Source organism: Acinetobacter sp. G11, assembly GCF_049808495.1.
Taxonomy (GTDB): domain Bacteria; phylum Pseudomonadota; class Gammaproteobacteria; order Pseudomonadales; family Moraxellaceae; genus Acinetobacter; species Acinetobacter kookii.
On sequence record NZ_JBNCAT010000032.1, the window covers coordinates 1 to 12,587 of the forward strand.

Sequence of the window (12,587 nt, forward strand, 5' to 3'; positions counted from 1 at the left end):
TTCTACAATTCAAAACGCAGACATGGTTCCAATGGTCAGCGTTCTCCATTAGATTATGAAAAGGCCCATCAAAAGATGGTTAGGTGTGTCTAGAATTTTGGTGGCTATTCAATTTTTTGCATTTGATTCATAGTTATAAGTATATTTTCTCTTATCTGCTTAGTAATATTCGGTTCATTTTTCGCTGTTCTACCAATTGTTACATCCACATCTAAATGCAACTTAACTGAACTTTCATTTATTCTTTTTGGCAAATAATTTACCGATTTGAGCGGAGTGCCATCAGGCTTATATACTGTTATCTTCAACCATTTTCCAATATGACCACGAACTTGAATTTTTCCATTTGAAGTGGTGATTATATTTTTTTCTTTACCCTCTAAAGCCAATATTTCAACATTGGTTTTTTCTACAATATATTTATTGTCATTTCTATCTAGCAAAGTGATCGTCGATGAACTTTTAAAGTTATCGTAAGGTTCATCTAATTGAATAAGTATTGGCTGTTTAGAACCACTACCAGAATTTACAGATTTTTTTAAAATAAATGTATCACCCGATGTCAGGACTAAAACTTCGATGTCCCGATTTGGAGAAGATTCTATTTCTACAAGTCCTTCTTCATCCGTAGAACGTTCAAAAGACTTTTTTCCTTTAGGACGCGATTGTATAGGAAAGTTGCTCATCACTTTCCCATGACGATCGACCACCTTAAAAAAATTCTTTACGGTTTTCCTCTGAGGAGTTTTTATATTTTCTTGTCGATACTCTTCAATCGTTTTGGGTAAATAGACTTTTACCGGATGACTGGCAGATGAGTTTACAGATGAATTCATCATTTTAAAAACTGTATATTCTTTAGCATTCGGTGGTTTAGCTAAAATTTCGATTGTTCTGTTAGCAGAAGCCTGAAAGATGAAAAAACCCTTTTTATCTGTTTTTTGCTGGTTTTCTCTGATTGAGCCATGATAACGGGACTTTACATTTAGGTTGATGACTCGTTGACCGGATTTATCATAGAATTTAGAAATAATCGTGACCAAACTACTCATTAATCAAAATCCTCTTCTGTGTAAACTTCATCGTCTTCTAAAATTTCCTCTTCTGTTTCTTCTATCAGCTCATCAAAATTATCGTTTGATATATCCTGACTTAAATAAGTATTTAAAGAGTTAAATCCCAAGGCGGTAAATTCTGCTTGTTGTGGCGTATAGAACCTGAAGGAACTCATATTTTTTTCACTATCCAGCTCATTTTTAATATTTTTAATTAATTTTCCATCTGATTGATCAACAATAAAAATTTCCTTTTCACCCATAGAAGGTTGGTTCCAGATATAATCAATTTGATTGCTATAAGGCGTTTCAAGCATTGGTAAACTTACCTGAGGTGTCGGCACTTTACCCCCTCCCACAAAACTATGCTGCCCTGCCTTACTTTCAAACTTGCCACCGGTAGTCGTAAAAATACCTTCTGCATTAATCTTTAACTGTGAACCACCCGCTGTCAGTACAATCTCTTTTGGGCTGATAAGCTCAATTTTATCTTCGGTCGAAATCAGCTTAACAACCTTACGGGCTATGACTTCAATGGCATCATCCTGTGCCTGCAGCTCGACTTTGCCTTTCGCAGCATATGCCCTCACCCCCTGCTGTGCTGCAAACAGGCTGATCTTGCCTTGAGCATGGCTAATGAATGATTTTTGCGTTGAGAAATTAATCGCATCTCCGGCAGTTTGGCTGATCTGTCCATCTGCCGAGAAATGTAAATCTTGATTGCTTATACAGGCGATGGAGTTTGGCGCAGCAAGAATCATCAAGGCCTGCTTAAAAGCATTTGCTTTCGCTTCATCCCTATGTTCCATCTGCTCCAGAAAGTGCTTTAAATTGTCTAAAACGGTAAGTGCATCCGTTTGCTGATTTTTCGCCACATCACTTAAGCTTTTTGAATGATTGAAACTATTTTCAAGCTGACGTTTAGCCTGATTCACATCCAAATGATGACCTGTCGCGCTATCTTGTTTATGTGTGGAAATGAGCAGACCTTCACCCGCCCGAACAGCGCCCCATTGATCCGTTCTTAGCTCAAAGCCTTCTCCACGGCCCTCACTAGTCTCGGCAGCTTTGGGATGGCTGAGATGCCCCAAATTCAGCTGACTTGCGCCATGGCTGCTTTGCAATTGGGTACTGATCTGTCCAGTGCTGTCATCAAAACGCAGCTGGTTAAAACCGTTTCCATCCACCTCTTGCGAGCGGATGCCGCTGAGCTTTTTCGTGTCCGGTAACTGCCCCTTGCGATCAAACTTGCTCTGATGGCGTTCCGCCTCATGAATCCGTCCTACCACAAAAGGCCGGTCCACGTCCCCTTCAAAGAAGTCAATCACCACAATTTCACCGATCCGCGGATGAAAACGTGCACCATAACCTTCACCTGCCCAAGGGGTCAGCACATCGACCCAGGCCGAATCGCTGTCGTTGTCATTGCTGCCAGCTCCGCCATCATGTGCATGATCTTCGCTACGGGTAAACATAAAGCGGACTTTGATTCTTCCCCACTGATCCACATAAATGCTTTCACCTTCCGGACCGACCACTCTGGCTCGTTGCGGATAGGCAACCGGCCTGTGATTTAGGGGATGATATTCAGGCAGCACAGCAATATTGCGTCGCACCAGATACAGCTCATTCCCCTGCCGTTCCTCTCCCGACGGTTGCCAACGGCTTAAACTTACCAGGCTATCCACTTGCCGATGGATGTCTTTCGGCAAATTATTCTGATTATAGAAAGCCTTGCCTAAAATCAAGAATTCCTTGTCTGAACCTGAATGCCGGTCAATTTCAGGATGATCCAGCAATTCAAACCAGTAACCGACATGGGCATCACGCACGCTACTCTGCGCAGTGAAATATTTGGCCTGCAAGTCCTGGTACTGGCTCAGTTGCCGATTCAGTTTTCCCAATTGCGGACTGCCCGCAGTGGTGGCCTGATCCGCACCGGTTAAATCTGCTGTCCATGCAGGACTCATGTTCCAGACCTGTTCCAGACTTAAAGTTTCATTGTCTTGCAATTCACTATGTTGATGATGGCTAAGCAAAGAATGACTTTGATCTTGCGATAAGGTCTGGGCTTGCCAGCGCTGTACCTGTACGGCAGTCGACTGCAAGGACCGTTCGGCAATAAAGCCGGTAATGCTGTCAAAAGCCTCCGTGGCATGGCTGCGATGAAAGCGCACCGATCTTCTTTTTAAGGCAGTAAATTCATGGTTTTCATCAATCAAACATAATTTTTGCGCCTGAATGCCTGCTGCCGAGCTGGCAACGACATGCTCGGCTTCATCAATCAGCCAATTGATGCCTTCACTACGCCACAGCCGGGTTAAAAATTCATAATCGGTTTCATTGGCCTGCATCATAAAAGGACGCACATCATAGTCTCGGCTCAGACCTTGCATATTTAAACTGAGGCTGGCTGCAAACAGGCGACTTTTGCCTTGCCATTCCTTAAACAGGATTTCACTGATATCGCGCACACTTTTGTTGATAAACACACGACTATTACGGCGCTTGTGCCACAGTGCCGTCGCATCTTCAAGGGTCAGTTTATACAGGGTCAGTGCACCATCGCTTTGGCCCTGGCTGGCAGCAGTAATCACGCCCGTCATCCGGGACAATTCACCGGTATCCGTCACCTGGTCCACAGCCACCTGCCCGCCAATAAATTGTTTGAGCGCAATATGGGCATGCGTCGACAGGCACATCAGTTCAGCTTTTAAGCCCTGATTGATGCGATGTTGTCCTTCAATGCGTTGAATAAAGACCTGAGCATTCAGCAATTCATTGGAAAACTGGATATGCAGGGCGCGCTTTTGCAAACTTAAGCCCATACTGTCCATCAGCATGTGAATATTCTTTAACATCATGATTTATTATTGTTATAGGGTTATTTTAATTTGAGACGCATTCTAGAAAATGTTGTTTTTTTAGTCCAGTAGGTTTTTTGTTAATTTTATCCATCAGCGCAATTCTGTTAAATGAATGAAATTAGATAAAAATGTGCAGAGATTAAAGCCATTGCTTTATTCTGCTGCGAGACGCTTGCTGTTACACTGAAAAGCATAAGAATATTGAAGAGCTCGGGTCATGATTGAGATTCATTCCAAACTACCGGCACAGGGTGTCACCATTTTCAGCGTAATGACCGCCATGGCGCATCGCCTGAATGCCTTAAATCTCTCTCAAGGTTTTCCCGACTTTGCCGCGCCACCGGCCCTACTCCAAGCCTTAAGCCAGGCAACAATGGATGGTTTCAATCAATATGCACCCAGTGATGGCTTGATTTCGCTGCGTGAACAGGTGGCCCAGCAATTTTTAAAACGCGATCAACTGGTGATTGACCCCATTACTGAAATCACCATCACGCCTGGAGCCACGATTGCCATTTTTGTTGCCATTCAGGCGCTGATCCATGCCGAAGATGAAGTGATTATTTTCGACCCCTGTTATGACAGTTATGGTCCCAGCGTGAAACTGGTGGGGGGTAAGGCCGTTCACATTTCCCTGACAGCCCCACAATTTTCAGTGGACTGGAACCGGGTAAAAGATGCCATCAATGACCGGACCCGGATGATCATTGTGAATACCCCGCACAATCCAAGCGGTGCCATCTGGTCACGTCAGGATTGGTTAACTTTAATTGAACTGATTCGGGATAAAAATATCATTGTCCTATCCGACGAAGTTTATGAACACCTGATTTATGACGGTCAGAAGCATTATTCAGCCTTGTCCTTTCCGGAACTTCGCGACCGCAGCATAGTAATCGGTTCATTTGGTAAAACCTTTCACGTGACCGGCTGGAAAACCGGATATTGCATTGCCTCGCCTGAACTGACGAAAATATTCAGACAAGTGTATCAGTTTGCCAGTTTCTGCGGCGTGACACCGGTACAGATGGCGCTGGCCACGTTTATGCAGCAGCATCCGGAGCATATTGAGGGACTTGCAGAGTTTTATCAGGATAAACGTGACCTGTTTAATTCAGGCCTGCGAAATTCGCGCTTTCATTTTACCCCTTCACAAGGGACATATTTCCAGAACCTGAATTACAGTGCCATCCGCCCCGATCTGGATGATGTCGAGATGTGTAAGTTCTTGGCCGAACAGCATGGCATTGTTGCCATTCCCATATCGGTGTTTTATCAGCAGGCACCGGAAAATTTACGTTTAATCCGCTTCTGTTTTGCCAAAAAAGATGAAACTTTAGAGCAGGCAACCGCCATTTTATCGGCTGTTTAAATGCATCATTTGCAATCAAATTCCGCCTTGATTACCGAAAAACTAAGGCTTGTTTAAGCTAACTCAGGTAGGGTTAGCAATAGAACCAAAAGATATAAAAAAATTACAGGATGTTCCATGCCCCATCATCAACCTCTGGTCAGCCAGCAGAAACTCTGGAAAACATTTTTAGTTTTTCTGTTGCCCTTGATTGCGACCAATATTTTGCAAAACCTGTCAGGAACCATTAATACCATTTTTGTCGGGCAAATGATGGGGGTGAAGGCCATTGCAGCGGTGGCTGTATTCTTTCCGATTTTGTTCTGCCTGCTGGCTTTTGTGATTGGACTTTCCTCAGGAGCAACGGTATTGGTTGGGCAGGCCTGGGGAGCGCAAAATATTGAAAAAGTGCGCTATGTGGTGGGGTCTACCCTCTTTATGACCTTAACTGGCGGCAGTATGATTGCGCTGTTGGGGGTGCTTTTTGCCAAGCATATTTTACTGGCTCTGGGTACAGCGCCTGATGTCATGCACCTGTCGTTGCCTTTTGTACAGTGGATGATGGCTGGTAGCCCCTTATTATTTATTTATATTATTTACACCTCCATTTTACGTGGCGTCGGTGACAGTACCACCCCGCTAATTGCTTCTGGCATGACTATTCTGATTGGTGTGCTCGTTACGCCTGTGCTGATTGCAGGCTATTTTGGCTTTCCGAAAATGGGCATTATTGCTCCGGCAATTGCGACCGCTGTCGGTTATCTGGCGGTACTGGTGTTTTTGGCCATGTATCTGAATAAAAAGGATCATCCGCTCAAGCCTGACCGTCATTTGCTCAGCCATATTCGCCATCACCCAGAACTGAGTAGAATTATTCTGCGTCTGAGTATTCCTACCGGGGTGCAGATGGTGACCACTTCGGTTGCCGGACTGGTCATTGTCGGGCTGGTCAACCGTTATGGTTCACATGCAACCGCGGCCTATGGGGCAGTCAATCAGGTACTGAACTACATTCAATTTCCTGCCCTGTCCATTTCAATTGCCGCTTCCATTTTTGCAGCACAGACCATTGGTGCAGGAAAGTCGGATCTGCTCAACAAGGTTACGCGTACCGCACTCGGGATGAATATTGTCATTACCGGCGGATTAGTGGCTTTGGCTTATCTGTTCTCCAAATACCTGATGGCGCTGTTTATCACCGACCCGACGGTGGTGGTTCTGGGGCAGCAATTATTGTTTATCGTGCTGTGGTCCATCCTGTTTTTTGGGGCCAGTGCCATTTTTGCTTCCATCATGCGAGCCAGTGGCACCGTGACCCTACCCATGCTGATTAATATCGCCGCGATTCTATTGATTGAAGTGCCCTGTGCCTACCTGTTCAGCCGATGGTGGGGTTTACAAGGGATCTGGTATGCCTATGCTTTGGCTTTCGTCATCTTGTGCATCATGCAAGGGCTGTATTACCAATTTGTGTGGAAGAAAAAGACTGTAACCGCCCTCATTTAAACTGCTTACTGATTCAAAAAGAATTTGCCAGAATGCTTTAGAAATAGGATTAATGCTCTTATCCCATATAGGTGATAAGGATTTAATTTTATCGTATTTTTCAAGCCTGCTGTTCCTTGTTATAAACCTGTGAAAAATGAACGATAATCACAAGGGATCAGCATGGCTAAACGACAAATTAAACTGGGTGCTTTTATTCCAACCACTTCACAGCACGCTGCGGGCTGGCGCCATCCGCAGTCACGTCCACAGCATCATTTAAGCATTGATTATGCGATTGAACTGGCAAAAACTGCCGAGAAAGGTTTGTTTGATGCTTACTTCCTTGCCGATGGTTTGTCGGTGAATTGGAGTCATGGGGCTTCCAAAAGCAAGCAAAGTATTGGCTATAGCGACAAGGTGGTCGGTTTTGAACCGGTGACCTTGTTTGCTGCCATTTCAGCTGTGACAAAACATATCGGTTTTATTGCCACTGCATCGACCACCTATGAAGATCCCTACCTTTTGGCCCGTAAATATGCTTCTTTAGATCATATTTCCAAGGGTCGTGCTGCCTGGAATGTGGTCACCACCATTTCGGCGGATACAGCACGCAACTTCGGCTTAGAAAAACACCCTGACCCAAAAATCCGTTATGAACGCGCGGATGAGTTTATTGAAGTGACACAAAAGCTTTGGGATTCCTGGGAAGATGATGCTTTTCTTTATGATAAAGAAAGCGGTCAATTCTTCGATGCAGACAAAGTGCATGAACCCCTGCATACAGGCAAACATTTCAGCGTGCAAGGTCCACTAAATGTGTCTCGCCCACCACAAGGTTACCCGGTGATTGTGCAAGCCGGTCAGTCGGAAGATGGCCGCGAACTGGCAGCAAAATATGCCGAAGTCATTTTCACCGCACAGCAGACTTTGGAAGACGCCCAAGAGTTCTATCGCGATGTGAAAAGCCGTCTGTTGAAATACAGTCGCCATCCAGATGACTTAAAAATCATGCCGGGCGTATCGGTTTTTGTGGCAAGAACTGAACAGGAAGCCCAGGAAAAATACCAGTTATTAAACAGCCTGATTCACCCGGATGTTGGCCTAGGCTTACTTTCCGGTTTGGCAGGCCATATTGATCTTTCAAAATTTGACCTGGATGCCCCCTTCCCGCAACTGGAAGAAGCCGACATCAACTTCTCTAGCCGTCAGCAGATGATGATTGATATTGCACGCAAGCATAACTTTAGCATTCGCCAGCTGTATGAATATATTGCCTCGGCACGCGGTCACTGGACACTCATTGGTACACCTGAACAAGTGGTCGATCAATTACAGCAGTGGTTTGAAAATGAAGCCGCAGATGGCTTCAATGTCTTGCCGCCGTCTACCCCTGCCGGCCTGAACGATTTTGTGAATTTGATTGTGCCAGAACTTCAAAGCCGTGGCCTGTTCCGTACCGCATATGAAGGAACTACTTTGCGTGAAAATCTGGGCTTAAAACGTCCTGAAAATCAGTATGTCCTTGCCAGACAGGCAAGCAAAGCGTCTTGATTGACCTGAAACACATGTTCCGCTTGGAGCATGTGTTTTATACCCATAAAAAAATTATGCCTTTTTCATCTTCAGCATATTCAATGCAAATTTTAAGCTGAATACATGACAACACAACAACAGCCAAGCTGTTGATATAACAACAATAAATTAAACAAAAACTATTAAATATATGATTTTTAATACTTATTTTCTTGGCACGCTCTTTGAACTAGATAAAACCATACCCAACCACATAGAACAGGTTTTCACATGTCAAAACGTCAAATACGCTTAGGGGCTTTTGTACCCGGAACATCACAACATGTTGCCGGCTGGCGCCATCCGCAAGCTCGTCCACAAGACAGTCACAACTTAAACTATTTTATAGAACTGGCCAAAACGGCTGAACGCGGCTTATTTGACGCCTATTTCCTGGCGGATGTTCCCGTGACCGTCGATCCGGAGACCACACCGAACCTGGGTTTAACCGGCGGTTTTTCTGCGGGGCTTGAGCCTGTTTCCCTGTTTTCTGCCCTGGCAGCTGTGACCAAGCATATAGGCTTTATCGCTACAGCATCGACCACTTATGAAGAGCCTTATAACCTGGCACGCAAGTTTGCTTCACTCGATCATTTATCCGAAGGCCGTGCTGCCTGGAATGTGGTCACGACTGCGGGCATCCCTGTGGCTAAAAATTTTGGTTTAAACGATGCTCCACACCCGAAAGAGCGTTATGAACGTGCCGATGAATTTATCCAGGTGGCACAAAAACTTTGGGATACCTGGGAAGATGATGCCTTTGAATATAATAAAGAAACAGGACAATTCTTTGATGGCAAGAAAATCCACCCACCGCGTTTTAAAGGCAAGCATCTTGCGGTACATGGTGGATTGAATGTGGCACGTCCACCCCAAGGTTATCCTGTGATTGTTCAGGCGGGTCAATCGGAAGATGGTCGTGAACTGGCAGCAAAATTTGCGGAAGTGATTTTCACGGCCCAGCAAAAACTTGAAGATGCCCAAGCGTTCTACCAGGATGTGAAAGGCCGTTTGGCCAAATACGGCCGTCATGCGGATGACCTGAAGATTATGCCGGGCGTATCTATCTTTGTCGGCAAAACCGAGGAAGAAGCGCGGGCCAAATATGATGAGCTGAACAGCTATATTCATCCGGCTTTGGGGCTGTCTTTAATCCAGCAACTGGGCGGTTTCACCGAAGACCTGTCACAGTTTGACCTGGATCAGCCATTACCTGAACATATTGGACAAATAGAGAATGGGGCTAGCCGCAACCAGCTGATTCTGGAGATTGCACGTAAAAATAATTTTACCATTCGCCAGCTTTATCAATGGGTGGCAAGTGCACGGGGTCACTGGACCATTATTGGCACCCCAGAGCAAGTGGTCGATGAATTACAGGCCTGGTTTGAAAATCAAGCAGCGGATGGCTTTAACATTTTGCCGCCAACCACGCCAGCCAGCCTGGATGACTTTGTGGATTTGGTAGTCCCCGAACTGCAACGCCGCGGCCTGTTCCGTACCGAATATGAAGGCAAAACCTTACGCGAAAACTTAGGTTTGAAACGCCCTGAAAACCAGTATGTGCTGGCACTTCAGCAAATCAAAGCGTCTTAATTTAAACAGTTAAATATCCCTCATTCGTGAGGGATTTTTTATGTCTGATCCTTTTAAATCGACATAAAAAAACCCACTTTACGCAGGCTTTCGGATCACACTAAAAAAAGATTACCAGGCAAATTGATAATCAGAAAATTTCGCTGCCTGTTTATTGCGGTGTAACTGGTCTTTTAATGGATCGCTAAAATCCGTCAAAATGTCATTTTTAATATTATGCAAACGGACATCTTCACGTTTACGCGGATGGGCAACAGGGACATCAACAATACGCTTAATCCGGCCCGGATGGGGTTGCATCACCACCACGCGATCCCCTAAAAATACCGCTTCTTCTACGTCATGGGTCACAATCACCATGGTGATTTTTTCTGCCTGCCAAATCCGCTGTAATTCGTCCTGCAGGTTCTGACGGGTTAAGGCATCAAGTGCGCCAAAAGGCTCATCCAGAAATAAAATTTCCGGCCGGTTCACCAGACTGCGGGCAATCGCCACACGCTGGTTCATGCCGCCTGAAAGCTGGGATGGATAGGCATTGGCAAAACTGGTCAGATTGACCAATTGCAGATGTTCATCAATCAGCTGGTCTTCTTCAGCCCGTGTCAGCTTACTCTGATGCAGTGCAATACGTACATTTTCACGTACGCTTAACCAGGGAAAAAGGCGATGGTCCTGAAACACGATCCCGCGTTGTAAACTGGTACCAAAAATCTTTTTGCCATCCACCAGAATCTGGCCCTGATAGCTGTTTTCCAGTCCCACCAATAGGCGTAACAGTGTGGACTTGCCGCAGCCACTGCTGCCGACAATACTAATGAACTCACCCGGCTGGATGTCCAGATTGATATCCTCCAGCACGGTTAAAGCGTCATTGTTTTGTGTGGGATAGGTTTTCCTGAGCTGCTGAATAGATACATGGCCGGTTGCTTGCTGTGTCATCTCTCAATTCTCCTGTAAAGCTTGAGGCAATGGCGAATTAAAGCTTCGCCAGGGACACTTCCGTCGACTTGATCAACACCACCACTTCAGAACCGACTTTAAGGTCCAGGTCCTTGACTGAACGGGTACTGATAATTGAAGTGAACAGACCGGCTTTGGTTTCCACATTTATTTCTGAAACCACGTCACCTTCTAATACTTCTTGAATAATGCCTTTAAACTGGTTACGTACATTTACTGAAGTAATTGCCATTTTATTTATGCCTTTTGTTATTTAGAGATCTCTAATATAAAACAGATTATTGATTTGCTTTATCTTGATTTATCCTTTAGTTATCCCTATTTTTTTTATCTTTTTAAAAGATAAATAATCCCAGCTTTAATTTATATCTGAAAGCGATAATCAAATACCGATATATTATTTATCATTCCATTTTAAATATTTCATGATGATCAACATTTTCAACAAGTATAAGAATCTCATGTCTATTTTAACCCACCCCAATGTACCCTCTGCCCTGAAGCATAAGCGTGCAACGGCGACGGTATTTGAAGACCCTTTATCACAGGCGCTGCTTGCCCGTATTGAACAGATTGCGCCAAGTGAAGCCAATGCGTTGATTATTGGCGACACCGGTACAGGCAAAGAACTGGTCGCCCGGCAAATTCATCAGCTCAGCCATCGCGCCAAAGGCCCGTTTGTGGCGGTGAACTGTGGCGCTTTCACAGAATCACTGGTGGAAAGTGAACTTTTTGGACACGAAAAAGGCGCTTTTACCGGTGCCATCCATACCCGCGTAGGCTGGTTTGAAGCGGCGCATAATGGCACCCTGTTTCTGGATGAAATTGGCGATTTATCGCTGTCGATGCAGGTCAAATTATTACGGGTGTTACAGGAACGCGAGATTGTGCGCATCGGTTCACTCAAGCCGATTCCGATCAATGTGCGCATTATTGCCGCGACCAATGTCGATCTGGAAAAAGCCGTGCAGGACGGACGTTTCAGGGAGGATTTATTCTATCGCCTGCATGTGGCCTTACTCAAAATTCCAAGGCTTTCAGAGCGTCGCGATGACATTCTGCCACTAGCCAAACACTTTATTCAGGTCTACCAGACCGACCCGCATGCGACCCCATTGCGCCTCAGCCAACTGGCGCTTAAGAAACTGAGTTTGCACCCCTGGCCCGGCAATATCCGCGAGCTGGAAAACACCATTCACCATGCCGTTTTAGTCAGTAAAAATGGCGTGATTGAACCGGAAGATATTACGTTTTCCAGTATTCAGTCGGCTGCCCAGAAAGCTGAACCTTTTAGCTTTGCTTCAATTTCTGCGGTGAATGGAACGATTAAGGATCTTCAGGATGCAGGACAACTTTTGGAACAGACATTTCAGCGTATTTTTCAGTCTTCGGAACAGTTTAAGCAGGCCAATATCAATGAGCTGATAGAAGAAAAATTTATTCGCAGTGCCTATGAGTATTGTCAGTACAACCAGGTACATACGGCCAAATTATTAGGCGTGACCCGTAATGTCATTCGCACCCGGTTAATTAAATATGGTTTATTATAAATATCCACTCATTTATTTTATTCTGCTTTTATTTTGCTATTTAAATTTTAACCAGTTAATAAAAAACCTCGATTTATTTATCGAGGTTTTTTATTAGACTTCTTTTATAAATTCCCTTTATTTTATAAATCCCCTTTATCCCCCCTAT

9 protein-coding genes are annotated in these 12,587 nt (G+C 44.7%); 5 read left to right on the forward strand and 4 right to left on the reverse strand.

The window, feature by feature from the left end; all coding sequences use genetic code 11:
• Positions 1-104: 104 nt before the first annotated feature.
• Both ACPUEY_RS11355 and ACPUEY_RS11360 read right to left on the reverse strand, forming a co-directional pair.
• Positions 105-1,052, reverse strand: a complete 948-nt coding sequence (locus ACPUEY_RS11355) for a hypothetical protein (RefSeq protein WP_425122157.1) — start codon at positions 1,050-1,052, stop codon at positions 105-107.
• On the reverse strand, positions 1,052-3,916 hold the full coding sequence (locus ACPUEY_RS11360) for a type VI secretion system Vgr family protein (protein WP_425122180.1): 2,865 nt from the start codon (positions 3,914-3,916) through the stop codon (positions 1,052-1,054). The genes ACPUEY_RS11355 and ACPUEY_RS11360 overlap by 1 nt, the downstream gene beginning before the upstream one ends.
• Before the next feature lie 223 nt (positions 3,917-4,139).
• On the opposite strand from ACPUEY_RS11360, the gene ACPUEY_RS11365 reads away from it, so the two are divergent.
• The 4 genes from ACPUEY_RS11365 (at position 4,140) to ACPUEY_RS11380 (ending at position 9,929) form a co-directional block, all read left to right on the forward strand.
• Positions 4,140-5,294 carry a methionine aminotransferase gene (locus ACPUEY_RS11365; protein ID WP_261182623.1) on the forward strand — a complete coding sequence of 385 codons (1,155 nt, stop codon included), beginning with the start codon at positions 4,140-4,142 and terminating at the stop codon, positions 5,292-5,294.
• Between the two features lie 117 nt (positions 5,295-5,411).
• The gene (locus ACPUEY_RS11370) at positions 5,412-6,779 is read left to right on the forward strand and encodes an MATE family efflux transporter (RefSeq protein WP_425122158.1); all 1,368 of its coding nucleotides are present in this window, start codon (positions 5,412-5,414) and stop codon (positions 6,777-6,779) included.
• 162 nt (positions 6,780-6,941) lie between these two features.
• A complete protein-coding gene (locus ACPUEY_RS11375; protein ID WP_425122159.1) occupies positions 6,942-8,312 on the forward strand; it encodes an LLM class flavin-dependent oxidoreductase in 1,371 nt (456 codons plus the stop codon).
• Positions 8,313-8,564: 252 nt separating this feature from the next.
• Positions 8,565-9,929 (forward strand): LLM class flavin-dependent oxidoreductase, encoded by a 1,365-nt coding sequence (locus ACPUEY_RS11380; protein ID WP_425122160.1) that lies wholly within the window; start codon positions 8,565-8,567, stop codon positions 9,927-9,929.
• Positions 9,930-10,040: 111 nt separating this feature from the next.
• On the opposite strand, the gene ACPUEY_RS11385 is transcribed toward ACPUEY_RS11380, so the two are convergent.
• Together ACPUEY_RS11385 and ACPUEY_RS11390 are read right to left on the reverse strand one after the other, a co-directional pair.
• Complete coding sequence (locus tag ACPUEY_RS11385; RefSeq protein ID WP_425122161.1) at positions 10,041-10,868, reverse strand: ABC transporter ATP-binding protein; 828 nt, start codon at positions 10,866-10,868, stop codon at positions 10,041-10,043.
• A gap of 37 nt (positions 10,869-10,905) precedes the next feature.
• Positions 10,906-11,121 (reverse strand): TOBE domain-containing protein, encoded by a 216-nt coding sequence (locus ACPUEY_RS11390; RefSeq protein WP_086176493.1) that lies wholly within the window; start codon positions 11,119-11,121, stop codon positions 10,906-10,908.
• Between the two features lie 229 nt (positions 11,122-11,350).
• On the opposite strand from ACPUEY_RS11390, the gene ACPUEY_RS11395 reads away from it, so the two are divergent.
• Positions 11,351-12,439, forward strand: coding sequence for a sigma-54 interaction domain-containing protein (locus ACPUEY_RS11395; protein ID WP_425122162.1), 1,089 nt, complete (start codon positions 11,351-11,353; stop codon positions 12,437-12,439).
• The last annotated feature ends 148 nt before the right edge of the window (positions 12,440-12,587 follow it).

Excerpts from the sequence above, each read along its gene's own strand:
- ACPUEY_RS11355 (WP_425122157.1), bottom strand. The coding sequence starts at position 1,052 with ATGAGTAGTTTGGTCACGATTATTTCTAAATTCTATGATAAATCCGGT.
- ACPUEY_RS11360 (WP_425122180.1), bottom strand. The coding sequence starts at position 3,916 with ATGTTAAAGAATATTCACATGCTGATGGACAGTATGGGCTTAAGTTTG.
- ACPUEY_RS11365 (WP_261182623.1), top strand. The coding sequence starts at position 4,140 with ATGATTGAGATTCATTCCAAACTACCGGCACAGGGTGTCACCATTTTC.
- ACPUEY_RS11370 (WP_425122158.1), top strand. The coding sequence starts at position 5,412 with ATGCCCCATCATCAACCTCTGGTCAGCCAGCAGAAACTCTGGAAAACA.
- ACPUEY_RS11375 (WP_425122159.1), top strand. The coding sequence starts at position 6,942 with ATGGCTAAACGACAAATTAAACTGGGTGCTTTTATTCCAACCACTTCA.
- ACPUEY_RS11380 (WP_425122160.1), top strand. The coding sequence starts at position 8,565 with ATGTCAAAACGTCAAATACGCTTAGGGGCTTTTGTACCCGGAACATCA.
- ACPUEY_RS11385 (WP_425122161.1), bottom strand. The coding sequence starts at position 10,868 with ATGACACAGCAAGCAACCGGCCATGTATCTATTCAGCAGCTCAGGAAA.
- ACPUEY_RS11390 (WP_086176493.1), bottom strand. The coding sequence starts at position 11,121 with ATGGCAATTACTTCAGTAAATGTACGTAACCAGTTTAAAGGCATTATT.
- ACPUEY_RS11395 (WP_425122162.1), top strand. The coding sequence starts at position 11,351 with ATGTCTATTTTAACCCACCCCAATGTACCCTCTGCCCTGAAGCATAAG.